The 26753-nt window shown below is 70.3% G+C and carries 18 protein-coding genes; 7 read left to right on the top strand and 11 right to left on the bottom strand.

The window, feature by feature from the left end:
- Positions 1 to 149 precede the first annotated feature (149 nt).
- The 3 genes from ABGB01_RS33240 to ABGB01_RS33230 form a co-directional block, all read right to left on the bottom strand.
- Positions 150 to 1100, bottom strand: coding sequence for a phosphotransferase (locus ABGB01_RS33240; protein WP_347777538.1), 951 nt, complete (start codon positions 1098 to 1100; stop codon positions 150 to 152).
- 197 nt (positions 1101 to 1297) lie between these two features.
- A complete protein-coding gene (locus ABGB01_RS33235; RefSeq protein ID WP_347777537.1) occupies positions 1298 to 1846 on the bottom strand; it encodes an AAA family ATPase in 549 nt (182 codons plus the stop codon).
- Between the two features lie 86 nt (positions 1847 to 1932).
- Positions 1933 to 3468 carry a long-chain fatty acid--CoA ligase gene (locus tag ABGB01_RS33230; RefSeq protein ID WP_347777536.1) on the bottom strand — a complete coding sequence of 512 codons (1536 nt, stop codon included), beginning with the start codon at positions 3466 to 3468 and terminating at the stop codon, positions 1933 to 1935.
- Positions 3469 to 3664: 196 nt separating this feature from the next.
- Here ABGB01_RS33230 and ABGB01_RS33225 point away from each other — a divergent pair, with 196 nt between their 5' ends.
- A complete protein-coding gene (locus ABGB01_RS33225) occupies positions 3665 to 5206 on the top strand; it encodes a GMC family oxidoreductase N-terminal domain-containing protein (protein ID WP_347777535.1) in 1542 nt (513 codons plus the stop codon).
- 169 nt (positions 5207 to 5375) lie between these two features.
- Here ABGB01_RS33225 and ABGB01_RS33220 read toward each other — a convergent pair whose 3' ends face one another.
- Complete coding sequence (locus ABGB01_RS33220; protein WP_347777534.1) at positions 5376 to 6560, bottom strand: transposase; 1185 nt, start codon at positions 6558 to 6560, stop codon at positions 5376 to 5378.
- Between the two features lie 180 nt (positions 6561 to 6740).
- Between ABGB01_RS33220 and ABGB01_RS33215 the strand changes: the two genes are divergently transcribed.
- A complete protein-coding gene (locus ABGB01_RS33215) occupies positions 6741 to 7637 on the top strand; it encodes an alpha/beta hydrolase (RefSeq protein ID WP_347650595.1) in 897 nt (298 codons plus the stop codon).
- A gap of 87 nt (positions 7638 to 7724) precedes the next feature.
- On the top strand, positions 7725 to 8966 hold the full coding sequence (locus ABGB01_RS33210) for a cytochrome P450 (RefSeq protein WP_347777533.1): 1242 nt from the start codon (positions 7725 to 7727) through the stop codon (positions 8964 to 8966).
- 16 nt (positions 8967 to 8982) lie between these two features.
- On the opposite strand, the gene ABGB01_RS33205 is transcribed toward ABGB01_RS33210, so the two are convergent.
- Positions 8983 to 10746: a hypothetical protein gene (locus ABGB01_RS33205; protein ID WP_347777532.1), complete on the bottom strand. Its 1764-nt coding sequence runs from the start codon at positions 10744 to 10746 to the stop codon at positions 8983 to 8985.
- A gap of 465 nt (positions 10747 to 11211) precedes the next feature.
- Here ABGB01_RS33205 and leuS point away from each other — a divergent pair, with 465 nt between their 5' ends.
- On the top strand, positions 11212 to 13659 hold the full coding sequence (gene leuS / locus ABGB01_RS33200) for a leucine--tRNA ligase (RefSeq protein WP_347777531.1): 2448 nt from the start codon (positions 11212 to 11214) through the stop codon (positions 13657 to 13659).
- Here the strand turns inward: leuS and ABGB01_RS33195 are convergent.
- Positions 13656 to 14624 (bottom strand): TIGR03557 family F420-dependent LLM class oxidoreductase, encoded by a 969-nt coding sequence (locus ABGB01_RS33195; RefSeq protein ID WP_347777530.1) that lies wholly within the window; start codon positions 14622 to 14624, stop codon positions 13656 to 13658. The two genes, leuS and ABGB01_RS33195, sit on opposite strands and share 4 nt — an antisense overlap.
- Positions 14625 to 14676: 52 nt before the next feature.
- Positions 14677 to 15102, bottom strand: a complete 426-nt coding sequence (locus ABGB01_RS33190; protein WP_347777529.1) for a hypothetical protein — start codon at positions 15100 to 15102, stop codon at positions 14677 to 14679.
- 147 nt (positions 15103 to 15249) lie between these two features.
- Between ABGB01_RS33190 and ABGB01_RS33185 the strand changes: the two genes are divergently transcribed.
- The gene (locus tag ABGB01_RS33185; RefSeq protein WP_347777528.1) at positions 15250 to 18399 is read left to right on the top strand and encodes a PDZ domain-containing protein; all 3150 of its coding nucleotides are present in this window, start codon (positions 15250 to 15252) and stop codon (positions 18397 to 18399) included.
- A 79-nt stretch (positions 18400 to 18478) separates the two neighbouring features.
- Here the strand turns inward: ABGB01_RS33185 and ABGB01_RS33180 are convergent, their stop codons facing one another.
- From ABGB01_RS33180 to ABGB01_RS33170, 3 genes are all read right to left on the bottom strand, one after another.
- Positions 18479 to 21280: a vitamin B12-dependent ribonucleotide reductase gene (locus tag ABGB01_RS33180; protein WP_347777527.1), complete on the bottom strand. Its 2802-nt coding sequence runs from the start codon at positions 21278 to 21280 to the stop codon at positions 18479 to 18481.
- A complete protein-coding gene (gene nrdR / locus ABGB01_RS33175; RefSeq protein ID WP_347617844.1) occupies positions 21277 to 21732 on the bottom strand; it encodes a transcriptional regulator NrdR in 456 nt (151 codons plus the stop codon). Before nrdR ends, ABGB01_RS33180 begins: the two co-directional genes overlap by 4 nt.
- A 453-nt stretch (positions 21733 to 22185) precedes the next feature.
- Positions 22186 to 22632: a LysM peptidoglycan-binding domain-containing protein gene (locus ABGB01_RS33170; RefSeq protein ID WP_347777526.1), complete on the bottom strand. Its 447-nt coding sequence runs from the start codon at positions 22630 to 22632 to the stop codon at positions 22186 to 22188.
- 897 nt (positions 22633 to 23529) lie between these two features.
- Between ABGB01_RS33170 and lexA the strand changes: the two genes are divergently transcribed.
- Positions 23530 to 24240, top strand: coding sequence for a transcriptional repressor LexA (gene lexA, locus ABGB01_RS33165; protein WP_347777525.1), 711 nt, complete (start codon positions 23530 to 23532; stop codon positions 24238 to 24240).
- Positions 24241 to 24576: 336 nt separating this feature from the next.
- Here lexA and ABGB01_RS33160 read toward each other — a convergent pair whose 3' ends face one another.
- Complete coding sequence (locus ABGB01_RS33160) at positions 24577 to 25419, bottom strand: aminoglycoside adenylyltransferase domain-containing protein (RefSeq protein ID WP_347777524.1); 843 nt, start codon at positions 25417 to 25419, stop codon at positions 24577 to 24579.
- Positions 25420 to 25533: 114 nt separating this feature from the next.
- Here ABGB01_RS33160 and ABGB01_RS33155 point away from each other — a divergent pair, with 114 nt between their 5' ends.
- Positions 25534 to 26601 (top strand): aminotransferase class I/II-fold pyridoxal phosphate-dependent enzyme, encoded by a 1068-nt coding sequence (locus ABGB01_RS33155; protein WP_347777523.1) that lies wholly within the window; start codon positions 25534 to 25536, stop codon positions 26599 to 26601.
- Positions 26602 to 26753: the final 152 nt, after the last annotated feature.

The raw sequence follows: 26753 nt of genomic DNA, 5'->3' as shown, positions 1-26753 counted from the left end.
CCTCTCCCACGCGGCTGAAACATTGCGAGTGTGAAGAGAAACTTTCAATCTGGCAATCACCTCGGCACGGAACCGTGCGGTGAAACACATGCTGAGCTGCCATGAAGGGCCGGCGGAGGGCGACGCCGGGCTGAAAGTTTCGGCTGCCGTCAGCAGGCCGCGCGCAGCTCCTCGAGCGTGCCGGCCAGCGACGTCCAGGCCTGTCCGGCGTCCGGCGTGCGCCCGTGCGGCGAGCGCAGCCACTCCACGAACTCGGCCACGTCGTCGAGGGCCCACCGCAGCCGGTAGAACGCCAGCGCCCGCGGGTCGGGCGTGCGGCCCGTGGCCTCGGCGTACCGGGCGAGGTCGCCCGGCTCCTTGGCGACCAGCCAGAGGTCGCGCTCGGGCGGAGCCAGGCCGACCGTGTCCCAGTCGACCAGGGACCACTGGCCGTCCGCGCACAGCAGGTTGCCCGGATGCGGCTCGCCATGGGTCACCACCGGCTCGCCGAGGACGCCCGCCAACTGGTCGAGCTCCGCAAGCTTCCGGCGCAGCGTGCCCGCATGCTCCGCGATCAGCTCCCCGGCGGGCTCGGAGAACGGGCCGCCGAGCCAGGGACGGTCCGGCTCGCCCAGGCACGACTCCAGGACAGCCCGGCCGGCCGGCTCCGGCGGGCGCGACGGGGCCGGCAGCGGAGGAGGTGTCGCGTGCAACTCGGCCAGCAGGTCGATGACGGCGCCGCGCTCGGAGGCCGTCAGCTCATCGCCGAAATGCCCGGCGGCGCCCGCGGCGTACGGGAAGACGCTCATGGCGTAGCGGTGCCGGTCGAGCCGGCGCAGCGTCGTGCCGTCGGAGGCGCGCAGCGGGGCCACCACGAAACCGAGCCCCGCCTCGTCCCGCAGGGCCACCGCGGTGTCCATGGCCAGCCCCAGCCCGTCGAACGTCCGGCGCCGCACGTCGGCGACCGTGATGAACCACCGCCGCCCGCCCTCGTCGCCCGCGACCCAGTGATAGTCGCCGAACCCGACGGGCGCGTAGTCGAGCCTGGTGGCGCGCACGTCCCACGCGCGCAGCGCGGGACGCAGCAGCCCTTCGTCGAAGTCCTCCGGCCGATCTCGCACGCGATCCACGCTATCGGTACGAACCAGGCGATTTCCCGTCAATAAGCCAGTCGATGGCGGAGACGACATGGTCGGCCCCGCCCCCGGACGGCTCCGCCACCATGCCCCGGTCGACCCAGATCGTCCGCAGGCCCGCCCCCCGCCGTCGAAGAGCGCCAGCATCAGGTCTCCTTGTCGTGACGGGAACGCGGGCCGCTTCACGAGAGGGGCGCCGCGCCGGCGACGAACGCGGCCCGCTCCTCGACCGGCGCCCTGGGCAGCGCCACCACGTCGTACCCGTGGTCGGCGTAGGCCCGGACGACGGCCTCGTAGGTCCGCTCCGCCTCCTCCAGGCTCTGCTTGCGCTCGCTGTCGTGCTCGTAGATCTCGGGCCACGGCGGGGCGGCGAACACGCGCCGGTGATAGCGGAACGTCTCGGCCGCGGTGAGCAGGTGCGGCGGCACCGGACGCCCCAGCATCCGCAGGTAGCCGATGGTGTCGACCAGCCCCCGGTCGAACACCACCGGTCCCGGCCCCGGGGCCGTGCGGTGCGAGCGCAGGTCCCACGACAACATCAGCTCCGCGAACAACTCCGGATCCACCCAGGGCAGCGCGCGGCCGGAGATCGCCACCTGGTCCCGGATGATCGCCCGCCCGGCCTCGGGCCGCGTGGCGAACCCCTGGGCGCCCAGGTGCTCGACCAGCGTGCTCTTCCCTGAGCCTGGTCCTCCGGTGATGACGATGTAGCGGTCGTGGTGTTCGGGCATGCGGCAGCGTTCCCCTTCTCTCGGTGGTGACAGGAAGGCCGCCGATGAGGGCCGGGCGCGGGAGGCACGCGCCCGGCACGTCGCGCCTAGCGCAACTCCCGCTTGAGGATCTTGCCCGTGGCCGTCATCGGCAGCTCGTCGCGGAACTCGATGATGCGCGGATATTTGTAGGCCGCCATGTTCTCCTTGCACCAGGTGATCAGCTCGTCCTCGGTGATCGTGGCGCCGGGCGTGCGGATGACGTACGCCTTGATCTCCTCGCCGTGGGAGTCGTGGGCGACCCCGACCACGGCGGCGAGCGAGACGGCCTCGTGGGTGATCAGCACCTCTTCGAGCTCGCGCGGGTAGACGTTGAACCCGCCCCTGATGATCATGTCCTTGGAGCGGTCGATGATGGAATAGTAGCCGTCGGCGTCACGGGTCGCGATGTCGCCCGTCCTGAACCAGCCGTCGCGCATGACCTCCGCGGTCGCCTCGGGGCGGCCGTAGTAGCCCTTCATGATGTTGTGGCCGCGGATGGCGATCTCGCCGGGACCCTCCCCTTCGACGGTCTTCCAGTCGCCGTCGACCAGCTTCATCTCCACGCCCCAGATCGGCGTGCCCACGGTGCCCGGCTTAGCGGGCCGGCCGGGCTGGTTGAAGCTGGCCACCGGCGCGGTCTCCGACAGCCCGTACCCCTCCAGGATGCCGACCCCGAACGTCTGCTCGAAGTCCTTGAGCACCTCGACCGGCGAGGACGCGCCGCCCGCCACGGCCACGCGCAGGGAGCGCGGCACCTCCACGCCGTCCGCGTGGATCTTGGAGAGCATGCCCCAGTACATCGTGGGCACCCCGGCGAAGAACGTGACGTTCTCCTTCGTCATGAGCGCGAGCGCCTCGCCGGGGTCGAAGCGCGGCATCAGCACGATCGCCGAGCCGCGCAGGAAACCCGTGTTCATGACGACGGTCTGGCCGAAGGAGTGGAAGAGCGGCAGCACCGCCAGATAGACGTCGCCGCCCTCGCTGTCGGGGAACATCGTGTCGCTGACCATGGCGTTCATCAGCATGTTCTGGTGGCTGAGCTCGGCGCCCTTCGGCTGGCCCGTGGTGCCCGAGGTGTAGAGGATCACCGCGGTGTCGTCGGCGGCGGTCTGCACGGTCGCGAACTCGCCCGCCATCCCGCCGAGCGCGGCCCAGATCGACTCGCCGTGCTCGGACTCGGTCGCCAGCGGAGTGGCGGGGAGGACGAAGAAGTGCTCGCAGCCGGCGGTCGCCTCGAACCCGGCCTTCCCGCGCTCACCCAGCGGCAGTTCGGGCGTGCCCTCGAAGCAGAACAGGGCCTTGGCGTCGCTGTCGTCGAGGTGGTAGGCGATCTCGCGGGACTGCAGCAGCACGTTGAGCGGCACCACCGTGGCGCCGGCCTTCAGGATGCCGAAGTAGACGAACGGGAAGTACGGCAGGTTCGGGCAGGCAAGCGCGACCTTGTCGCCCTTGCCGATCCCGCGCGACACCAGCAGGTTGGCCACCTGGTTGGCGACAGTGTCGATCATGGAGTACGGCAGCCGCATGTCGCCGAAGACGATCGCGGTGCCGTCGGGGGTGTTCCTGGCGCTGTCCTCCAGGACGACCGACAGATTGAGCATGACGCCTTCCTCCCTCTCAGCAGGCTTCGGCGCCATCTTCGCAGGGGCAACATACCGGCCGGTAGGGCAAAATCGCGATTTCTCCCGCTGTGGCGCCCCGGACGCGGCCCGTCGCAGGTTGCGGGGGCCACCTCGGGATATGGACGTGCCCCTGCGCCTGGAGTAAGCAGGGAGCAAACACTCCCCAAGGAGGGTCATGGAGTACGACTATGTGATCGTCGGAGCGGGGTCGGCGGGCTGCGTGCTGGCCGGCCGCCTCTCGGAGGATCCGGATGTGTCGGTGGCGCTGGTCGAGGCGGGCGGGCGGGACGGCAAGCTCGAGATCCGGATGCCCGCGGGCTTCTCCAAGCTGTTCAAGACCGGCGACGACTGGAACTTCACCACCGCCAAGCAGGGCGAGCTGTCCGGCCGCGAGCTCTACTGGCCCAGGGGCAGAGTGATCGGAGGCTCGTCCTCCATGAACGCCCAGATGTGGGTGCGCGGCTGCCAGCGCGACTACGACCAGTGGGGCGTGCCCGGCTGGACCTACGACGACGTGCTGCCGTACTTCACCAGGGCCGAGCGCCGCGTCGGCAGCAACGAGGGCGGCGTCTACGGCACCTCGGGCCCTCTGTACGTCTCCGAGCTGCGCAGCCCCAACGTCACCACCGCCGCGTTCCTCCAGGCCTGCGACGAGCTGGGATTATCCCGGCTCAGCGAGCTGAACGGGCGCTCCAACGAGGGCTACAGCCCCACCCCCGTCACCCAGCGCCGCGGCCGCAGATGGAGCGCGGCCGACGCCTACCTGCACCCGGCCATGAAGCGGCCCAACCTCCACGTGATCACCGGGGCCTCCGTCGAGCGGGTGCTGTTCGACGGCCGCCGGGCCGCCGGCGTCGAGTACGGCGGCGGGCGGATCGGAGTCAGGCGCGAGGTCATCCTGTCCGCCGGTACGATCGGCTCGCCCCACCTGCTCATGCGCTCCGGCGTGGGCGCGCCGGAAGAGCTCCGCGACGCCGGGGTGCCCGTCGTGCGCGAGCTGCCCGAGGTCGGCAAGAACCTGCAGGACCACCTCTCCACGGGCGTGTTCGTCGAGTGCCGGCAACCGGTGACGCTGACCAAGGCCGAGTCGATCGGCAACCTGCTGCGCTATCTCGTCCTGCGCTCCGGCATGCTCACCACGAACATCGGCGAGGCCGTGGCGTTCATCAGGACCTCGGACGAGGAGCCCGCTCCCGACATCGAGCTGGTCTACGCGCCCGTGCCGTTCGTCGACCACGGCCTGTCCGAACCGGCCGGCCACGGGATCACCGTCGGGGTCGTGCTGCTGCAGCCGGACAGCCGCGGCAGGGTCGGGCTGAGCGGACGCGACGTGGTGATCGACCCCGCCTACCTGACCGCGGAGGCCGACCTCCGGCGCCTGGTGGCAGGGCTGAAGACGGCCAAGCAGGTGTTCGCCACCGCCGCCATGAAGCCGTACGCGGGTGGGCCGATGGCGCCGTACTGGGGGCCGGAGAGCGACGAGGAGCTCGCGCAGTGGGTGCGCGAGCGCGCCGAGACCCTCTACCACCCCGTCGGAACCTGCCGCATGGGGGTCGACGACGCCTCCGTCGTGGACCCCGAGCTGCGGGTGCGCGGTGTCGAAGGGCTCAGGGTCGTGGACGCGTCGATCATGCCGACACTGAACCGTGGCCACACCCACGCCCCGGCCGTCATGATCGGGGAGAAGGCGGCCGACCTGATCAGGAACGCGGGATGACGTAGGCGCGCCACCTCGCCCGCAGGATCGTCCTCGCCGCCGGTGATCCGGGCACGCAGGCCTGGTGGGAGCGCGACCCGCGTTCGCGGCGGGTGCTCCGGCGGCGAGCCGAATAATGCTAGGTTTCGCAGTCGTGACTCCTCCGCCCCCTGAAGGAGGCGGCTTCTCGCTAAGCCGCTTCCGCAGGTTCGCGAAGGGCAAGCCCTGCCCTGAGGATGTTGACCGCCGCGTTGATGTCGGCGTGCGCGGTATGACCGCACGCCGTGCAGGCGAAGTCGGCCTGGGTGACGCGGCTCTCCCGTGCGCTGTGCCCGCAGCGGGCGCAGGTGCGGGAGGTGCCAACGGGGTTCACCGCGATCAGCGTGCGACCGGCGCTTTCAGCCTTGTGCGACAGGATCGTCAGGAACACCCCCCAGCCCGCGTCCAGGATCGACCGGTTGAGGCCGGACTTCTGCGCGACATTCCGGCCGGGGTGCTCGATCGTGCCGGACGCCGAGCGGGTCATGTTCGCGATCCGCAGGTCCTCGTGCACGATCACGTCATAGGCGGCCACCAGGGCGAGCGCGGCCTTATGCGCGCCGTCCAGACGTTGCCTGCGCACCTTGGCGTGCAGCGCGGCCACGCGGGCCACCGCCTTGCGCCGCCGCTTGGAGCCCCGCTTCTTGCGGGCCAGAACCCGCTGCGCGGCGGCCAGCCGGTCAGCGGAGGCGGCCAGGGGGCGGGGGTTGCTCAGATGCTGTCCGTCGGAGGTGGTGACGAGGGACGCCACGCCCATGTCGATCCCGGCGACCGCGCCGGTGGCGGGCAGCGGCTCGGCGGGCACGTCGTCGCACGACAGGACCACGAACCAGCGGGAGCCCTCGCGCTTGACGCTGATCGTCTTCACCTGGCCGTGCACGGGCCGGTGCCGGTGGACGCGGACGTGCCCGACGCCCTGGAGGCGCACGTAGGTCGTGGTGGGGTGGCCGGGCTGGGAGTCCCACCGGCAGCCGTCGCCGTCCTTGGGCCATTCGACCGTGTCGAACCGGCCGCGCCCCTTGAACCGCGGGAACCCCGGCGTGCGACCCGCGCGGACCCGCTTGAAGAACGCGGTGAACGCCTTGTCGAGCCGTCGCAGGGTGGCCTGCTGGGAGGAGAACGACCAACGCGCCTGCCCGTCCGGGTCGTCGGCGCGGATGTGTTTCAGCTCGGCCGACTGATCGCCGTACCGGACGCTCACGCCCGCCTTGGCGTAGGCGGTGCGGCGGTGCTCCAGAGCGGCGTTGTAGAGCTGCCGGTGGTCCTCCAGGCACGCCGCCAGCGCCGCCGCCTGCCGGGCCGTGGGGCGCAACAGGAATCGGAACGACCTGCGCACACCCCACCCCCCATCACGTTCGGTAACGGCATCACCACGATACTGGCTGGCGCCGACAAAATCAGGAAGGACATCCGTGATGCGCAGATGTGACAGGTCAGGGCACGATCGGGCCTTGACGGCCCTCCCGCTCCCGATTCACCCGTCGACTCAAGGCGACGGTCCCCTCGGGAGGATCTGATGGAGATCAGGAATGTCCACGCCAACGGGGTGGAGTTCGCGTACCTGACGATGGGGGAGGGGCCGCTGGCGCTGTGCCTGCACGGCTTCCCCGACACCGCCCACACCTGGCGCCACCTGATGCCTGCGCTGGCCGAGCGCGGCTACCGCGCGGTCGCGCCGTTCATGCGCGGTTACGCACCCACCGAGGTGCCCGCCGACGGCGCGTACGAGCAGGCCGCGCTGGTCGCCGACGTGCGCGCCCTGCACGAGGAACTCGGCGGCGACGCCGACGCGGTCGTCGTCGGCCACGACTGGGGCGCCTTCCCCGTCTACCTCACCGCCGGCCGCTTCCGCAGGGCCGTGGCACTCGCCGTGCCGCCGCCCGGCGTGCTCGGCTCGAGCTTCCTCGACTACGACCAGCTCAAGCGCTCGTTCTACGTCTTCCTCTTCCAGACCGGCATGGCCGAGGCCGCCGCCTCCAGGCCCGGCTTCTTCGACAACCTCTGGCGCGACTGGTCGCCCGGCTACGACGCGCGCCAGGACCTCGAGTTCGTCCGGCGCAGCATCGGCGCGCCCGCCAACCTCAGCGCGGCCATCGGCTACTACCGCTCGATGCTCGGCACCACGCCGCCCTCCGGCCGCTATCCGGAGGTCGAGTCCAAGGTGACGGGGCCCGTCCTCTACCTGCACGGCGCCCAGGACGGTTGCCTGAGCGCCGAGCTGACGCGCGACGCGCCCGGCCACCTGCCCGAGGGCTCACGGGTGCAGCAGGTGGCCGGCACCGGTCACTTCCTCCATCTCGAACGGCCCGCCGAGGTCAACCGGCTCATCCTCGACTGGCTCGGCCCGGCGTCCTCGGCCGAGCTGACCCAGATCCGCCCGATGGGCTTCAACCCCGGCTCCGGGCCTTTCTGAGCACCTGCCGCCCCGGACGTCCGGCGGATGCGTACGGTGTACGTCCGGACCATTGACGTAAGTGGCCGCTTTCCGAATGATGGCCACATGAGCGTCCTCGACTTCGATCTGTCGGACCCCGAGTTCTGGGCCAGGCCCATGGGCGAGCGAGAGCAGGCGTTCGAGCGGTTGCGCTCGCGCGAGACGCCCGCCTTCTTCGAGGAGATGGAGCTCTCCTTCGCGCCCAGGGGGCCCGGCTACCACGCGCTGGTCAAGCACGCCGACATTCTCGAGGCCAGCCGTAATCCCGAGGTCTTCAGCTCCGGCCAGGGCGGTGCGACGAACATCCCCGACATGCCCGCCGAGTTCACCGAGTATTTCGGCTCGATGATCAACATGGACGACCCCCGGCACGCGAGGCTCCGCAGGATCGTCTCGCGCGCGTTCACGCCCAAGATGATCAAGCAGTTCGAGGCGGACGTCGAGGCGGCGGCGGGTGCCATCGTCGGCGACCTCCTCGTCAAGGGGCCCGGCTGCGACTTCGTCACCGAGGTCGCCGCGCGCCTGCCCCTGAAGATCATCTGCGACATGATGGGCATCCCCGAGCGCGACTACCGGTTCGTCTTCGACCGCTCCAACATCATCCTCGGCGGCTTCGACCCCGAATACACCGGCGGCGATCTCACCCAGATCGCCGACCGCCTGCTCACCGCCGGGATGGAGCTGCAGCAACTGGTCCAGGACCTGGCCGCCCACCGCGCCGACCACCCCACCAACGACCTGACGTCATCCCTGGTCAACGCGAACATCGACGGCGAGCGGCTGACGATGCAGGAGCTGGGCTCGTTCTTCATCCTGCTGGTCGTGGCCGGCAACGAGACCACCAGGAACGCCATCTCGTACGGCCTGCGCCTGCTCACCACGAACCCCGGCCAGCGCGCGCTCTGGCTGGACGACATCGACGGGCGCGCGCCGGGAGCCGTGGAGGAGATCGTCCGCCTGGCCTCCCCGGTGAACTTCATGCGCCGCAAGGTGACCCGCGACCACGAGATGAACGGCCACCTCTACCGCGAGGGCGAGAAGGCGGTCCTGTACTACTGGGCGGCCAACCGGGACGAGGACGTGTTCGCCGACCCGCTGCGCTTCGACATCGCCCGCGACCCCAACCCGCACGTCGGCTTCGGCGGCCCTGGCCCGCACTTCTGCCTCGGCGCCCACCTGGCCAGGCGGGAGATCACGGTGATGTTCCGCGAGCTGCTGCGCCGCGTCCCGCACATCGAGGGCGGCAAGCCGGACCGCCTGCACTCCAGCTTCATCAACGGCATCAAGCACATGGAGTGCGTCTTCTAGCCGTCGAGGCCCCGGGTCAGGAGGCCAGCCTGATCTGGTTCATGACCGTGCGGATGTCGGGCAGGAGCTGCTTGCTCTCGGCCGGGATCGACATGTAGACGATAGCCGGGACGTTGCCGCCGGTGTTGACGGCCATCGTCACGATCGTGGCCTTCTCGGTCTGCGACGTCAGCGAGTACGCGATCAGCCGTCCCGTGGAGTCGCCCACCTTGATCGCCTGCTGGGCGATCTTGCGGACCTTGTTGTCCTTGGGGAAGAAGCTCCTGCGGGCGGAGAGCACGACCTGCTTGATGACCGGCTCCAGGTCGTCCCGCTCGTAGTACGAGGCCAGCCGCTGCGACAGCGGTGCCGTCATCAGCTGCGCGTAGCGCTCGGGCGCTACCTGGACGTACTGGCGGGTGTCGAAGCCGTACGTGGCCTTGACCGTGGCGCGCTGGTCCAGCCGCCAGTCACCGCCGAGGCGCGGGACCGAGATGCGGGCCGGCGCGTCCGGGATCCTGCCGAGGACGGGGGATGGCTTGCCGGAGTATTTCGGCAGCGGGCCGATCGACGACGAGGTCTTGGTGGCGCGCGGCTTCTTCGAGGCGGACGGCTGCGCCGCGACGTTCGAGCTCGCCGGGTCCTCGCTCGCGAGCGGTCCCGCGAGGAACGCCCAGACCAGCGCGATCACCAGGGCGACCGCCACCGAGCTGCCGAGAGCGTACATCCAGACGGGTTTGCCTGGTTCGTCCTCCAGGGCGTCCTGCTCGCCCATGGCCTGGTAGTTGTCGCCGAAGACGGTGTTCCAGAGCTCCTGCTGGCGCTCGGGCGGCGGGGTGCGCGACCCGCTGATCTGGCCGGCCGTCACGAAGCGGCGGTCGGGGTCGGAGGGGTCGCGGTTGAGGTTCGACCCGGGGCGGGAGGCATGGTCCTCGCCGGGGGGCGTGTCAGTGTGGGGGGAGTCCATGGGGGTGGAGGGCACCGCGCGATCGTCTCGCAGGTTCTCGGAGTGTTTGGCGTACGTGATCGTCCGCTCGGAGGCGGGGATGGAGGGCGGGGGAGGGTGAGCTGCGGACGGGCCGTCGTGCGGCGGGGCGTTGTTCGGGGCGGACTGGTGGTGCGTGGGCGTGAGCTCCGGTGACTCGGCCGCGTGGCGCTTGCCCCGTGGCGCCGGTTCGTCCGGCCACGCGCCGGGGGCGGGGGCCGGCGGCTGCGCCCACGCGGGCACCGGGTCGGGGACCTGAGGCTGCTCGGGGTGCTGGGGCGCCTTCGTGCCGCCCTGCGGTGGCCGGTCCTGCCGCGAGGAGGATCCAGGAGCGGCCTGCGGTGGTCCGGCCGCGCTCTGGCGGGACGCCTCTGGCCAGGACATGGGCACCTCGGGGGAGGACGTCTCCGGCCACGAGGCCGGCATGTCCCGGTGTGGTGTGTCAGGCCAGGAGGAGGGAGCGGCGGCGTTCTGCGCGGAGCCGGACCAGGAGGAAGGGCTGGTGGCGCTCTGCGGCGGGAGGTCCGGCCAGGAGGAGGCGCCCGGGGCGGTGCTCTGGGGCGGCTCGGGCCAGGACGGGCCGGTCGTGTCCTGCGGGGAGGCCGCGTGGCGTGAGCGGCGGGGAGGCTCGGGCCAGGAGTCGTCCTTGCGCGGCGGCTCCGGCCACGCGGGGTCGCCGTGGCCGGGCACCGGTGTCTCGGGCCACGATGTGGGAACGTCGGCGGCGTGCGAGCCGGACGTCCGTGGGCCGGATCCGTCGCGTCGCGGCGCGTCGGGCCAGGACGGCAGGTGTGATCCGGAATCATCCGCTGCCATGGCAGGCCCTCCCGATGTAGTGTCCGGATTTACCCTTATGTCCGGATTTGACGCCCTCGGCATGATCTCATGGGATTTTCCAGGAGATGTAGGCGGTTCCGCAGCGAAACGAGCGAAGCCGTCAGGATCGGTCGGCGGATCCTGGAGCGGCAGGTCGGCTTCCGGACGATCAGGCTCAGCTGGGTACACCACGGCGACAAGGCTATTCTTCTGGGACGAATGAGGTCACAACGGATACATCACCATCAGGTCTCGCTGGACCTGAAGAATCTATTGTGCCCGCCCGCCTCGATCGAGTATCTGCATTCAGCCGAAGACGTGCGCTAGGCTTGACACATGCGTTCCGCGACCCTGCTTCTTAGCGGGCCGCGACGGCCCTGAAGATCTCGCCGTCGCGGCTCCACCCCTCGTTGTGTGCACGGGGGGTTTTCTTATGGGTCCGAGTCAATTCAAAGGACAGTAGCCGTGAGTGAGTACGATCCGCAGGCGCTGCAGGCCAAGTGGCAGCAGCGATGGGAGGAGCAGGACCCCTACCGGGCGAGCGAAGACCCGGCCGACCCCCGCGAGCGGCGCTACATGCTCGACATGTTCCCCTACCCGTCGGGCGACCTGCACATGGGCCACGGCGAGGTCTTCGCCATCGGCGACGTCATCGCGCGCTTCTGGATGCAGCAGGGCTACAACGTCCTGCACCCGATCGGCTGGGACTCCTTCGGCCTGCCCGCCGAGAACGCCGCGATCAGGCGCAACGCCCACCCGGCCGAGTGGACCTACGCCAACATCGAGACGCAGGCCACCTCGTTCCGGCGCTACGCCGTCTCCTTCGACTGGTCGCGTCGCCTGCACACCAGCGACCCCGACTACTACCGGTGGAACCAGTGGCTGTTCAACCGGTTCTTCGAGCGCGGCCTGGCCTACCGCAAGGGCGGCCTGGTCAACTGGTGCCCCAACGACCAGACCGTGCTGGCCAACGAGCAGGTCGTGGCCGGCAAGTGCGAGCGCTGCGGCGCCGACATCATCCGCCGCGAGCTGACGCAGTGGTACTTCAAGATCACTGACTACGCGCAGCGCCTGCTGGACGACATGGACCAGCTGGACACCTGGCCCGAGCGGCTGCTGACCATGCAGCGCAACTGGATCGGCCGCTCAGAGGGCGCCGACGTGCTGTTCGAGATCGAGGGCCGCGACGAGCCGGTCCACGTCTACACCACGCGGCCCGACACCCTGTTCGGCGCCACGTTCTTCGTGGTCGCCGCCGACGCCGCGCTGGCCGACGAGATCGTCACCGACGAGCACCGCGCCGCCTTCGAGGCCTACCGCGCCGAGGTCGCCAAGCTGAGCGACATCGAGCGCCTGGCCACCGACAAGGAGAAGACGGGCGTCTTCCTGGGCCGCTACGCGATCAACCCGGTCAACGGCGAGCGCATCCCCGTCTGGGCGGCCGACTACGTGCTGTCCGACTACGGCCACGGCGCCATCATGGCCGTGCCCGCCCACGACCAGCGCGACCTGGACTTCGCGCTGAGGTTCGGGCTGCCGGTGAAGGTCGTCGTGCACACCGGCCTGGCCGACCCCGGCGAGACGGGCGAGGCCACGCCCGGCGAGGGCACGCTGGTCAACTCCGGGCCGCTCGACGGCCTGAGCAAGACCGAGGCCATCGCCAGGATCATCGAGATCCTGGAGCGCGACGGCAGGGGCACGGGCGCGGTCAACTACCGGCTGCGTGACTGGCTGCTGTCCCGGCAGCGCTTCTGGGGCACGCCGATCCCGATCATCCACTGCCCCGACTGCGGCGAGGTGCCCGTCCCCGACGAGCAACTGCCGGTCACGCTGCCCGACATGCGCGGCGAGGCGCTGGCGCCCAAGGGCGTCTCCCCGCTGGCCAGCGCGACGGAGTGGGTCAACGTCGAGTGCCCCAAGTGCTCCGGTCCCGCCCAGCGCGACACCGACACGATGGACACCTTCGTCGACTCGTCGTGGTATTTCCTGCGTTACTGCTCGCCGGGCTACGCCGACGGCCCGTTCGACCCCGAGCAGGTGCGCAAGTGGGGCCCGATCGACCAGTACGTCGGCGGCATCGAGCACGCGGTGCTGCACCTGCTGTATTCACGGTTCTTCACCAAGGTCCTGCACGACATGGGCATGGTCGACTTCACCGAGCCGTTCGTCCGCATGCTCAACCAGGGGCAGGTGATCAACGGCGGCAAGGCCATGTCGAAGTCCCTGGGCAACGGCGTGGACCTGGGCCAGCAGATCGACGACTTCGGTGTCGACGCCGTGCGCCTGACGATGATCTTCGCCGGGCCGCCCGAGGACGACATCGACTGGGCCGACCTCTCGCCGGCCGCCTCGCAGAAGTTCCTGGCCCGCGCGCTGCGCGTGATGTCCGAGGTCACCAGCGAGCCCGGCGTCCCGGTCGAGCGCGGCGACGTGGAGCTGCGTAAGGTCACGCACCGCACGATCGACGAGGTCACCAGGCTGGTCGAGTCCTACCGCTTCAACGTGGCGGTGGCGCGCATGATGGAGCTGACCTCGGCCACGCGCAAGGCCATCGACTCCGGCCCCGGCCCGGCCGACCCGGCGGTGCGCGAGGCCGCCGAGTCGCTGGCCGTCATGCTGTCGCTGGTGGCCCCCTACACCGCCGAGGAGGGCTGGGAGCGGCTGGGCCGCACCGGTCCCGTCGCCTTCGCCGGCTGGCCGGCGGCCGAGCCGCAGCTGCTGGTGCAGGAGTCGGTCACCTGCGTGGTGCAGGTGGCGGGCAAGGTCCGCGACCGCCTGGAGGTCCCGCCCGGCATCAGCGAGGACGACCTGCGGGCGCTGGCCCTGGCCTCGGAGAAGGTCGCATCCTACCTGCAGAACGCGCCCCGCAAGGTGATCGTCCGGGCGCCCAAGCTGGTCAACATCGTCCCTTAGAGGGAGCGCAGGGCCGGCAGCAGTTCCTTCTCCGCCCAGTCGAAGAAGGGCTGCTGCCGGTCGTGCCCGATCTGGACGAGCGCGATGTGGGTGAATCCCGCGTCGACGTACTTCCTCGCGGCCTGCACGACCGCGTCCACGTCGTCGCCGCAGGGCACGCTCTGCGCCACGTCCTCCGGGCGCACGGTGCCGGCAGCGGCGGCGAAGTTCACCGGCGCGGGCAACTCGGCCATGACCTTCCAGCCGCCGGTGGCCGCCCAGCGCCACAACGTGTGCGCGCGCTCCTTGGCGGCCTCGGCGTCGGTGTCGTAGGAGAGGGCGAGCTGGCCGTAGACGGGCCTGCCGTGGCCGCCCGCCGCGTGGAACTGCTGCACCACCTCCGGCAGCGGCTCGTTGATCACCAGTACGTCGCCGTACTCGGCGGCGAGCTCGGCGGACTGCCCGCCGGAGGCGGCGATGCCGATCGGCACCGGGCGCTCCGGCAGGTCGTAGAGCTTGGCGGAGTCGACGTCGTAGAACTCGCCCTGGCGGGTGACGTACTCGCCGCTGAAGAGCTCCCTGATGATCTGTACGGCCTCGGCGAACATGCGGTGCCTGGTGTCGACCGGCGGCCAGCCCTCGCCGATGACGTGCTCGTTGAGGTTCTCGCCCGCGCCGAGCCCCAGGGTGAACCGGCCCCCGCTCAGCACGCCCATCGTGGCCGCCTTCTGCGCGACCACGGCCGGGTGGTAGCGCATGATGGGGCACGTCACGTAGGTCATGAGCGGGAGCCGCTCGGTGACCTGGGCCACGGCGCCGAGCACCGACCAGCAGTAGGGCGAGTGCCCCATCTCCTCCAGCCACGGGAAGTAGTGGTCGGAGATGACCGCGTAGTCGAAGCCGATCCGCTCGGCCGCCGCGGCGTAGTCGACCAGCTCGCGGGCCGGGGTCTGTTCGGACATCAGGGTGTAGCCGATTTGTACCATGTGCCCCGGCTACCCCTGTTCGCCGGGATTAGCGTCCAGGGACTGGAGATCGTCAACGACACCGGTCGCGCATCTCCTCGGCCACCAGGCCCAGGCCGATGCCCAGCAGCCAGACGTCCTTGGCGATCGCGACGCCCTGCTCGGAAGGCCGCAGACTGCCCTCCTGCCGCAGGCCGGGAGTCTTGAGATACAGCCCGAGCAGGCCCGCCGCGAAGCCCGTCAGCGCGGCCCCCGCCAGGAGCGACGGCACCAGCGGCACCAGCAGGGCCACGCCGAGGGTGATCTCCGTCTTGGAGAACAGCCTGGTGAAGGTGAGCGGGCTCATCCTGTGCAGGAACGGATAGGTGCCCGAGGCCATGCCGTGCAGGCTCGCGGCGGTGTCCTCGCCTGCGCCTGACTTGCTGAGCCCGGAGTTGAGGATGACGGCCGCGGCGGCCAGCCGGGGTGGGAGCTGATGCGGGCGGGCGAGGATCTTCATGGTGCCTCACAGGATGCAGAAGCCGGAATCCGTACCATTCCCCTGCATGTCCGGCGCATCCCGGACTTGGCCGTTCCGAGGACAGCGTCAGTTCGCTGGGGAGAGAATTCTTGGGCTGGCCTTGGTCTCGCGCATTAGTGTGCATCTGTGACAAATGGCGCATACCTCAGACACCCGCACCTGCACGGTGACATGGTGACCTTCGTCGCCGACGACGACGTCTGGCTGGCTCCCCTGACAGGAGGCAGAGCCTGGCGCTTCACCGCGGACCGCGTATCGGTGTCGCATCCGAGATTCTCGCCCGACGGCAGCCGCATCGCGTGGACCAGCGGCAAGGAGGGCGCCCCGGAGGTGTTCGCGGCCGAGATCGACGGCCCGGAGGGCGAACGGCTGACCCACTGGGGCAACACGGCGACCGGCGTACGCGGATGGACCCCCGAGGGCGACGTGCTCGCGGTCAGCGCGGCCGGGCAGAGCGAGACCAGCAGGAACTGGGCCTACGCGGTGCCGCTGGACGGGGGACCGGCCACACGCCTGCCGTACGGGTGGCTGAGCGACGTCGCGGTCAACGGCGCTCAGGTGGCGACCGTGTCGCCGATGTGGCGGGAGCCCTCGCAGTGGAAGCGGTACCGAGGCGGCACCGCGGGCAAGATCTGGGTCGACGCCGACGGCGACGGGACGTTCACCAGGCTGTTCGCCGACAGCGCGGCACAGTACTGGTCGGCCGGCTGGGTGGGCGACAGGATCGTGTTCCTGGCCGACATCGACGGCGTCGGCAACCTCTACTCCGCCCGGCCCGACGGCTCCGACCTGCGCAAGCACAGCTCCCACGAGGAGTTCTACGCCCGCCACGCCGCCGGTGACGGCGAGCGGGTCATCTACAGCCACGCCGGCGACCTGTGGCTGCTGGAGAGCCTGGACGCCGAGCCGTACCGGCTGGACGTGCGGCTGGGCGGGCCGCGGCCAGGGCGGGCCCGGCGGCCTGCGCCCCTGCGGGCGGGCTCGTACTCGCCCGACGCGAGCGGGCGGGCCAGCGTCGTGGAGATCCGCGGCACCGCCCACTGGGTGACCCACCGCGACGGCCCCGCCGGCGTGCTCCAAGCGCAGCCCGGCGTCCGCGTACGTCTCCCGCAGGCCCTGGACTCCGACGGGCGGGCCGTGTGGGTGTCCGACGCGAGCGGCGAGGACGGGCTGGAGGTCGGCACGCCAGGAGGCGAGATCAGGACGCTGGCCACCGGTCAGCTCGGCCGCGTGCTCGACCTGGAGGCCGCCCCTGACGGCAAGCACGTGGCGGTGGCCACCCACGACGGTCGGCTGCTGGTCGCCGACCTCGAATCCGGGAACCTCCGCGAGCTCGACCGCACCACGCAAGGAGACGTCAGCGGCCTGACGTTCTCGCCCGACTCGAGCTGGCTGGCCTGGGCGCACCCGCACCACGAGCCGCTGTCACAGATCAAGATCGGACGCGTCGACGGGACCTCCGTCATCGACGTGACCCCGATGCGGTTCGCCGACTACGACCCCGTCTTCACCAGGGACGGGAAACACCTGGCGTTCCTGTCGATCCGGACATTCGACCCCGTCTACGACACCCACAGCTTCGACCTGTCGTTTCCCCAAGGCTGCCGCCCCTACCTCGTGCCGCTGCAGGCAGGCACGCCGTCACCGTTCGACCCCTCGCTGCAGGGCCGCGGGTTCAACGGCGAGGACGCCAAGGCCGCCAAGGACGACGGAGCGAAGGACGACGCGCCGCCGCGCACCGAGGTCGACCCCGACGGCATCGCCTCCCGCGTGGTGCCGGTGCCGGTGCCCTCAGGGCTCTACGGCAACCTGCGCACCGCCAAGGACGCCCTCCTCTGGCTGCGCCACCCGCTCACCGGCCGCCTGGGCGACGGCACCGAGTCCGAGAACGACACCGTGCTCGAACGGTACGACCTCAAGAAGCGCGCCAAAGCAGAGCTCGGCAAGGAGGTGCGCTCGTTCGAGGTCAGCGGCGACGGCGCCAGGCTCGTCACCAACGGCAAGAACGGCCTGCAGACCCGCTCCGCCACCGAGGGGGACGAGGTCGTCACCATCGACCTCGACCGCGTCACCGTCCAGATCGACCCGGTCGCCGAATGGCGGCAGGGTTTCCGCGAGGCCGGACGGCTCATGCGCGACCACTTCTGGCGCGAGGACATGAACGGCGTCGACTGGCAGGCCGTACTCGACCGCTACGAGCCGCTGGTCGACCGCATCGGCTGTCACTCCGAGCTGATCGACCTGCTCTGGGAGACCCAGGGCGAGCTGGGCACCTCGCACGCCTACGCCGTGGCCAACGCCGGCGGCCACGACCCCCGCCGCCGCCAGGGACTGCTCGGCGCCGACCTGGCCAGGGACGGCGACGGCGTGTGGCGGGTCACCCGCATCCTGCCCGGCGAGTCGTCCGACCCCGCCGCCCGCTCGCCGCTGCTCGCCCCGGGCGTCGCCGTCCGCCCCGGCGACGCGATCACCGCCGTCGGCGGCCGCCCCGTCGACCCGGTACGCGGGCCGCTCGCCCTGCTGGCCGGCACCGCCGACCAGCCCACCGAGCTGACCATCCGCCCGGGCTCAGGTGGCGAGCCGCGCCGGGTCGTGGTGAACCCCATCGCCGACGAGACGCAACTGCGCTACCACGACTGGGTGGAGGACCGCCGCGCCCACGTCAGGCAGGCTACGGGCGGCCGGCTCGGCTACCTTCATGTGCCCGACATGGTGGCCTCGGGGTGGGCGCAGTTCCACCGCGACCTGCGTACCGAGATGGCCCGCGACGGGCTCATCGTGGACGTCCGCGAGAACAGCGGCGGGCACCTGTCGGAGCTGATACTGGAGAAGCTGTCCAGGAAGGTCACCGCGTGGTCGCTGGTCCGCGGGTACGAGCCGATGCGCTACCCGGAGGACTCGCCGCGCGGGCCGATCGTGACCGTCACCGACGAGTTCGCCGGCTCCGACGGGGACATCGTGAGCGCGGGGGTCAAGAACCGCGGGATCGGGCCGCTCGTGGGCACGCGGACATGGGGCGGCGTGATCGGGATCGACTCGCGCTACACGCTCGTCGACGGGACACGGGTGACGCAGCCGCGCTACGCGTTCTGGATCGAAGGCCCTGGGTGGGGGGTGGAGAACTACGGGGTCGATCCCGACGTCGAAGTGGTGATCACTCCGCAGGACCGGGTCGCGGGGCGTGACCCGCAGCTCGACAAGGCGATCGAGCTGGCCATGGCCGCCCTGGAGGAGAACCCGCCCGCCACGCCTCCCAGCCTGCCGCCCGCCCGCTGACCCCGCACACCGGTGGGGAGGAGCCGTACGGCCCCTCCCCACCGATGATCAATCACAACGGCCACCCGCCGAGCGCGGGTCAGCTGCAGCCGCTGGTCGAGCCGCAGCCCTCGCAGACGTAGCAGCTGCCGGCCGGGCGCATCTTGGTGCCACAGGTCATGCAGAGCGGCGCGTCCGCGGTGAAGCGCTGGTGGCTCTCCAGCGTCAGCTCGGCGACCGGCTGCTCCGTCTTGGGGGTCTCGATGGGCGCCGACTGGGCCAGCGCCTCGCGGTCGACCGGCTCCTGCAGCGCCGCGGGGTCCTCGCCCCGCTGCTGCGCCGCCCGCTCGGCCGCCGAGAAGATGCCCAGGGCCGCCCGCTCCTCATAGGGCAGGTGGTCGAGCGCCAGGCGGCGGAAGATGTAGTCCATCACCGACGTGGCCATCCGGATGTCCGGGTCGTCCGTCATGCCGGCCGGCTCGAACCGCATGTTCACGAACTTGCTCATGTACGTCTCCAGCGGCACTCCGTACTGGAGCCCGATGGAGATCGCCACGGAGAACGCGTCCATGACGCCCGCCAGCGTCGAACCCTGCTTGGACATCTTGAGGAAGACCTCGCCGAGCCCGTCGTCAGGGTAGGAGGAGGCGGTCATGTAGCCCTTGGCTCCGCCCACGGTGAACCGGGTGGTCATGCTCGGCCGCTGGTTGGGCATGCGCCGGCGGGTCGGCCGGTTGACCTCGACGACCTTGACCTCGGGCTCCGCCTGCGGCTCCTCCTTCTTGGAGCCGTTGCCCGCCGACAGCGGCTGGCCGACCTTGCAGTTGTCGCGGTAGACGGCCAGGGCCTTGAGCCCGAGGCGCCAACCCTCCGTGTAGACCTGCTCGATGTCGTCGATCGTGGCCGACTCGGGCAGGTTGACCGTCTTGGAGATGGCGCCGGACAGGAACGGCTGCGTGGCCGCCATCATCCGCACGTGACCCATGGGAGCGATCGCCCGCTCACCCATCGCGCAGTCGAACACCTCGTAGTGCTCCCGGCGCAGGCCGGGCGCGTCGACGACGTGACTGTGCTCGGCGATGTACTCGACGATGGCCTCGATCTGCTCCTGCTGGTAGCCGAGCTGCTTGAGCGCCCGCGGGATCGTCTGGTTGACGATCTGCATGGAACCGCCGCCGACCAGCTTCTTGAACTTGACCAGCGCCAGATCCGGCTCGATGCCCGTCGTGTCGCAGTCCATCATGAGGCCGATGGTGCCGGTGGGGGCGAGCAGGCTGGCCTGGGCGTTGCGGTAGCCGTGCTTCTCGCCCAGCTTGAGGCACTCCGACCACTGGCGCGAAGCCTCGGAGTGGATCTTCGCGTCCATGGAGCCGACCGTGCGCAGGTCGTCGTTGGCCGCCGCGTGCTTGCGCATGACCCGCTTGTGCGGCTCGGCGTTCCTGGCATATCCGTCGTACGGCCCCACCACGCCCGCCAGTTCGGCGCTGCGCCGGTAGGACACGCCGGTCATCAGCGACGTGATCGCCCCGGCCACCGCCCGGCCGCCGTCGGAGTCGTAGGCGTGCCCGGTGGCCATCAGCAGCGCGCCCAGGTTGGCGTAGCCGATGCCGAGCTGCCGGTAGGCGCGGGTGGTCTCGCCGATCTTCTCGGTCGGGAAGTCGGCGAACGAGATCGAGATGTCCATCGCGGTGATGATCAGCTCGGTCAGCTTGACGAAATCGGCGACGTTGAAGGAGTTGTCGTCCTTCAGGAACTTCAGCAGGTTGATGCTGGCCAGATTGCAGGACGAGTTGTCCAAATGCACGTATTCGGAGCAGGGATTGCTTGCGGTGATACGTCCGGTTTCCGGGGTGGTGTGCCAGTCGTTGATCGTGTCGTCGTACTGCAGGCCGGGGTCGGCGCACTCCCAGGCGGCCTTGGCCATCTTGCGGAAGAGGTCTCTGGCGTCGACCTTCTCGATGACCTCACCGGTCAGGCGGGCGCGCAGGCCGAAGTCTCCGCCCTTCTCCACCGCCCGCATGAACTCGTCGGAGACGCGCACCGAGTTGTTGGCGTTCTGGTACTGCACGGAGACGATGTCCTTGCCGCCCAGGTCCATGTCGAACCCGGCGTCGCGCAGCGCGCGGACTTTGTCCTCCTCGCGCGCCTTGGTCTCGATGAACTCCTCGATGTCGGGGTGATCTACGTCGAGCACCACCATCTTGGCGGCCCTGCGGGTCGCGCCGCCGGACTTGATCGTCCCCGCGGACGCGTCGGCGCCCCGCATGAACGACACCGGGCCGCTGGCCGTGCCACCGCTGGAGAGCAGCTCCTTGGAGGAGCGGATGCGGGACAGGTTGACCCCGGAGCCCGAGCCGCCCTTGAAGATCACACCCTCTTCTTTGTACCACTCCAGGATCGACTCCATCTGGTCGTCCACGGAGAGGATGAAACACGCCGACACTTGCTGCGGCGACTGGGTGCCGACGTTGAACCAGACCGGCGAGTTGAACGCGAACACCTGGTGGGCGAGCGCGTGCTTCAGCTCGTGGTCGAAGATCTCGGCGTCCTCGTCGCCGGCGAAGTAGCCGTGCTCGATGCCCGTCCTCGTGTAGACGCCGACGACCCGGTCGATCAGCTGCTTCAGGCTCCACTCGCGCTGCGGGGTGCCCACGGCGCCGCGGAAGTATTTCGTGGTCACGATGTTGGCCGCGTTGACCGACCAGAACTCGGGGAATTCGACACCCCGCTGCTCGAAGTTGACCGAGCCGTCGCGCCAGTTGGTCATGACGACGTCGCGGCGCTCCCACTGGATCTCGTCATACGGGTGCACACCGGGCTTGGTGAAGATGCGCTTCATCTTCAGTCCCTTACGCGGACGCTTGCCCCCGCGCGCCACTGAACCGCTGGCCGTCTCCGTCATGACTCCCCCTTCTCCGCCTTCAACTGTGAGATCTCGGCCTCGAAGTCCGCCAGGCTCTCGAAACCGCGATATACCGATGCGAAACGCAGGTAGGCCACCTCGTCGAGCTCCCGCAGCGGGCCGAGGATCGCCAGACCCACCTCGTTGGAGGGGATCTCCGCCGCGCCCTTGGCCCTGATCGCCTCCTCCACCCGCTGCCCGAGCTGCGCCAGCGAGTCCTCGCTGACGGGTCTGCCCTGGCAGGCGCGCCGCACGCCTGCGACGACCTTCTCCCGCGAGAACGGCTCCGTCACTCCGCTGCGCTTGCTCACCATGAGCAGTACGGTCTCCTGCGTGGTGAACCTGCGCCCGCACTCGGGACAGGTGCGCCGGCGCCTGATGGCCGCACCGTCGTCCGTCGAACGGCTGTCGATGACCCTGGTGTCAGGGTGGCGACAGAACGGGCAGTGCACGCTTTCGCCTCCAAGGCCCCTGCTTCACCACGAACCCGAACAGTGCACGAGGGGACGCTCGCGCACGCTCCATGGCTGACCACGGAACGGTGGCATAACCACAAGGTGTGGTGAACCTACATCGGTGTAACTACTAGATGTTGTGGTCCAACCGTAGAAGCGTGCGACCATGAACGCAAGTTGAGCCACCCCATCCCACCGAAGTCGCTGATCAGCCCGCCATCCTCTTCTGCCCCGGGCGTGTCGCGCCTTCGGACGGGGCGTTCGCGCAGTTGAGGGTGTCACAGGAGTCGTGCACGGCCTCGTCGGTGAACGATCCTCACAACGCTACCGGAAGACACTCCCACCACCACGCCCCCTCATTGAGCGCCCATGTCACCTCCGTCCGGGCCCCTGCCTCTGCGGCGTCGTGCGGCGGGATCCCGGCGCCACGCTGCGCCTGCCGGCAGGAGGTCAGCGTAAGGCGGTGGCGTCGTCCTTCGGGATGAAGAGGCGGGTGCCGGGGCGGATGAGGGAATCGGGCAGGCCGTTCAGCCGCTTGATCTCCTCCACCAGGGCTGCGGGATCCTCGCCGCGGGAGAGGGCGTCGGCGATCGCCCACAGTGTGTCTCCCTCGTGGACCTCCACCCACGACAGCCCCGCGTGGGCCGGCACCATGACGTGGACGGCGGCGTGCCCGGCGGTGCGCGTACCGAGCCAGAACCCGCCCAGGGACAGCAGTGCGGCCGCCACCACCAGCACGACCCGCCCGCGCCGGGTCAGCCGTAGCGGCGGGGTGGTCCGGCGGCGCGACGTGACGGCGGTTCGCCGCTGCCGCCGCTCCGCCGCTCGGCGACCCCACAGCCGCGCGATCCCCGTTCCGGCCTCCGCCTTCCTCCTCGCTCTGGTCTCCCTCCGCATCCGGGCCCCGGCCCTCGTCCCGATATCGGATCTCGTCGAGGCCCTTCCTGCCTCGCTCTGGGCCCTCCGGCTACCGTTTCGGGCCGTCCCCGGCCCGAGCCTCCGGGTTCCGGGCCTGGGGCGCGTTCGGGCTCGGGTGTCGGCGTCGGTGAGGGGGTCGGCTCCGGTCGGGCGCTCGACTTCGGTCGTCACCCGGGTTCCGGCACCGGCTCCCGGCTGCGTGCCGGCTCGTGCCCCCGCTCGGCTCCTCGGCTCGGCCCCTGTCGCGCTCAAGCCCGTCGGTCCGGACCGCCTCGGGGCTCCCATCCGTCGCGGGTCCGCGGGTGAGGCCCGCTTTTCCCTGCCGCCCGGGCCCGCGCCGGCGCCCGCGTTCGCGGCGCGTCGTCGGGTGGAGACGGTGGGGTCGCCGTCGGTGACGGACCGGCCCGGCGGCGCGGTGTCGTCGGTTGCGCCGCCCGTGCGGGGCGGCGGGACGAGGCGCAAATGGGATCTTCCTCCGCTATTCGAACGGGACCCCAACCTCTTGCCGGAATTACCGCTGGCGACGGGCTGTGTACGCGTATTGTCTCCCCGTCGGTCCTTACTCTGCGTGGCATCGGCGATGAGTGTGAGCTGTTTGACGTCTTCGCTGGTCGTGTCCATGTTTGTGGGTGTTCGCATGGATGACCTCCTGCCGTGCGGCCCGAGGAAAAGGCCAAATAAAGATCAGCAAATCGAACACGATGTCGATCGAACTCCCGTACGATGTTGTACACCACGCACGCGATATTTTCGAGGAAGACTCGAACAATTGTTTGAAGATGATCTTCAACAGAGATACGGTCGCTGTGTGCGACATCGAGACCACGGACTGGGAGGTTCGCCGGTGAGGCGGGCCGCCAGGCGAGGAGGCAGAGCATGACCGAGCGGGATGACACAAACGGGGTCAGCGACCTCGCGGTGCGACGGCGAGATTCTCTGGGCCTGACCCCCAGGCAGCGCAAGATCCTCGAAGTGATCCGCGACTCGGTGCAACAGCGCGGATATCCGCCCTCCATGCGCGAGATCGGCGAGGCGGTGCAGCTGACCAGCACCTCCAGCGTGTCTCACCAGTTGACGGCGTTGCAGCGCAAGGGCTATCTGAGGCGTGACCCGCACCGGCCCCGCGCGCTCGAGGTGCGGCTGCCCGGTGAGCCCGTGATGTGGGTCGATCCTGACGCCGCCCCCGACGTCGAGTCCACAGTGAGCCGCCCCACGGCCGCCTACGTGCCGCTCGTCGGGCGCATCGCCGCCGGCGGGCCGATCCTGGCCGAGGAGAGCGTCGAAGACGTCTTCGCCCTGCCCAAGCAGCTCGTCGGCGAGGGCACCCTCTTCCTTCTCCAGGTCGCCGGTGACTCGATGATCGACGCGGCCATCGCCGACGGCGACTGGGTGGTCGTCCGCCAGCAGCCGGTGGCGGAGAGCGGCGACATCGTGGCCGCGATGATCGAGGGCGAGGCCACCGTCAAGACCTTCAAGCGCAAGGACGGCCATGTCTGGCTCGTCCCCCACAACCCCAACTACGAGCCCATTCCCGGTGACGAGGCCAGCGTCCTGGGCAAGGTCGTGGCGGTTCTCCGGCGGCTCTAGCCCGACGGGGTGGCCAGGCGCGCGTCCAACCGCACGCGCCGCGATGACGGCGCGCGCCACCAGCACACATGCCATGGGAAACGACACCGCCCCTCCCCCCGGGGTCGTCGCCTTTTCGCCAGCCCGTCCCCGAAGAGTCCTCGGCGCGGACACGCCACCCCGCCGCAGTCCCCGACCGGCCGGCGAAACTCTCCGTGCGCACGTGTACCTGCCTGCCCGTGCGCACGCCGACCGTTCCTCTCCGGGGCCCCGCGGTCGGGAGCCTTTCGCGAGCCCGGGCCTGACCGGCGTCAACGCCGCGACGGGCGGCCTGCGAGTCGTGTGCGGCGATGCCGGTCAGCGGGCGGCGTACAACGCGTGTGCGGACATGATCGCCTGCCCGGCGAAGCCCAGCACGTCCTTCCTGCGCTCGAACGGAGAGCCGTAGAGCGACTGACGGGGAGCGCCGAAATGGTCACCCAGCCCCGAGGCCAGGCTGCCGAGCGTCGGTTCCGCGGTGTCCTCCTCGCGCACGCGCAGCGCCTCGTTCACCACGCGGTGCCAGCGCTCGGGGAACGCCTCCAACGCGTACCGCCCGGCCTCCGTCTTGGAGGTGATGTCGCCGGTCGCCAGCGTGTAGTGCAGCCGCGCGACGCCCGTGACGACCCACAGCGTGCCGTATCCGCCCAGGCAGATCAGCCCCCAGGGCGTGGCCAGCCGGGAGGCCCGGCTCACCAGGCGTCGCCAGTAGCGGTCGAGGTTGTCGTCGGTCCAGGCGGCCAGCGCGTCAGGATCGTTCCAGATCTCGAGCTCGTCCGGTTTGGGCCCGCGGCAGGTCAGCCCGTGTTGTGCCAGCGTGTGCCAGGTGATCGGGTTGAGCGCGCCCCGGCGGTTGAGCCTGCCGTGCTGCGCCTGCGGACGGGTGCCCAGGCCGTCGGGGCCGCGGCGCAGATCGTCCCAGGTGAGGTAGACGCCGTCGAAGGGATGGGCGCCGAGCCGGGTGTGGATGCGCTCCAGCACGTCTTCGGGCGGCGCGGCGGCCGTGACGGCGATGAAGTCCACGTCGCTCGTGCTCGGCCGGTAGTCGCCCAGGGCCGCCGAGCCCTCGAGGTAAAGCCCCTCCACCAAGCCGGGCGCCTCCATGTCGGCGATCGACAGGTAGGTCTCGACAATGGCATCGACCTTCGAGTGGGGCATCATGGCCGCCCAGCCTGCCACAATCGGCGGTAGCACCTCATCAACATTCGAGAATCCTAAAATGGGTGGGTGGATTACGCATATACCCCTGAAGGGGTCAAAGCCACACACGACGGTTTGAAATGGGCAGCGGTCGAACCGGGGGTGATCCCCGCCTGGATCGCCGACATGGATCTCCCCACCGCACCCGAGGTGATCGAGGCGCTGCGGCGCCGGGCAGGCGGCGACCTCGGCTATCCGGCCTGGCTGACCGATCCCTCCGCGGGGCCGCTGGCCGAGGCGTTCGCCGAGCGCATGGCGGGCAGGTACGGCTGGGCGGCCGACCCCGCGCTCGTACGCTCGTTCAACGACCTCAACCAGGCGCTCCAGGTGTTCCTCCACACCTGCACCGAGCCGGGCGACGGCGTCGCGGTGCACACCCCCGCCTACCATCCGTTCCTGTCGACGCTGGAGGTCATGGAACGCCCCCTCCGCCCCATCCAGATGGAACCCGACGGCGACTCGTGGCGCTTCGAGGTGCCCGACCTGACGGGCTGCCGGGTGCTCCTCCTGGTCAACCCGCACAATCCCACCGGCAGGGCCTTCACCCGCGCGGAGCTGACCGAGCTGGCCGAGCACGCTGAGCGCCACGATCTGCTGGTCCTCGCCGACGAGATCCACGCCGACCTCGTGTACGAGCCGTACCGCCACATCCCGTTCGCCACGATCCTCCCCGACCGCACCGTTACGCTCACGTCCGCGACGAAGGCGTTCAACCTGGGCGGCATCCGCTGCTCGGTCGCCCATCTCGGTCACCCGGGCGCCCGCAAGGCGCTGGAGGCGCAGCCGCCCTTCGTGTACGGCTCCGCGAACGTGTTCGGCGTCGAGGCCACGGTCGCGGCGTGGCGGCACGGGGACGCCTGGCTGGAACGGACCCTCGCCTTGCTCGACCGCAACCGGCACACGATCGCGGCCCGCCTGCCGGAGACGTTCGGCTACCGGGTGCCGGAGGCGACCTACCTGGCCTGGCTGCGCGTCGGCAGGCCGGGCCTGGCCGAGGTCTTCGAGCGGGAGGCCGGCGTACGGCTGAACGAAGGCGCGGACTTCGGCCCCGGCGGCGCGGGCCACGTACGGCTCAACTTCGCCACCACCGAGCCCATCCTCGCCGAGATCCTCGACCGCCTGGCCGGGGCCCATCCAGGTTGACCACGGCACGGTGACCGGCTCCGGGGCCGGGAACGCCGCTTGTCGCCGGCTGGCGTCGCCACACAGTCCGGGCTCCTTGTGGCGTCGCCATCCCCGGGAAGCCCGGGCCGTGCCGGGCTCCGGAGCCGGTCAGGGACAGGCGGTCGGGCACG

It is taken from the genome of Nonomuraea sp. B5E05, assembly GCF_039880665.1.
Lineage (GTDB): Bacteria > Actinomycetota > Actinomycetes > Streptosporangiales > Streptosporangiaceae > Nonomuraea.
This window is presented reverse-complemented; position numbering and strand designations above follow the sequence as displayed.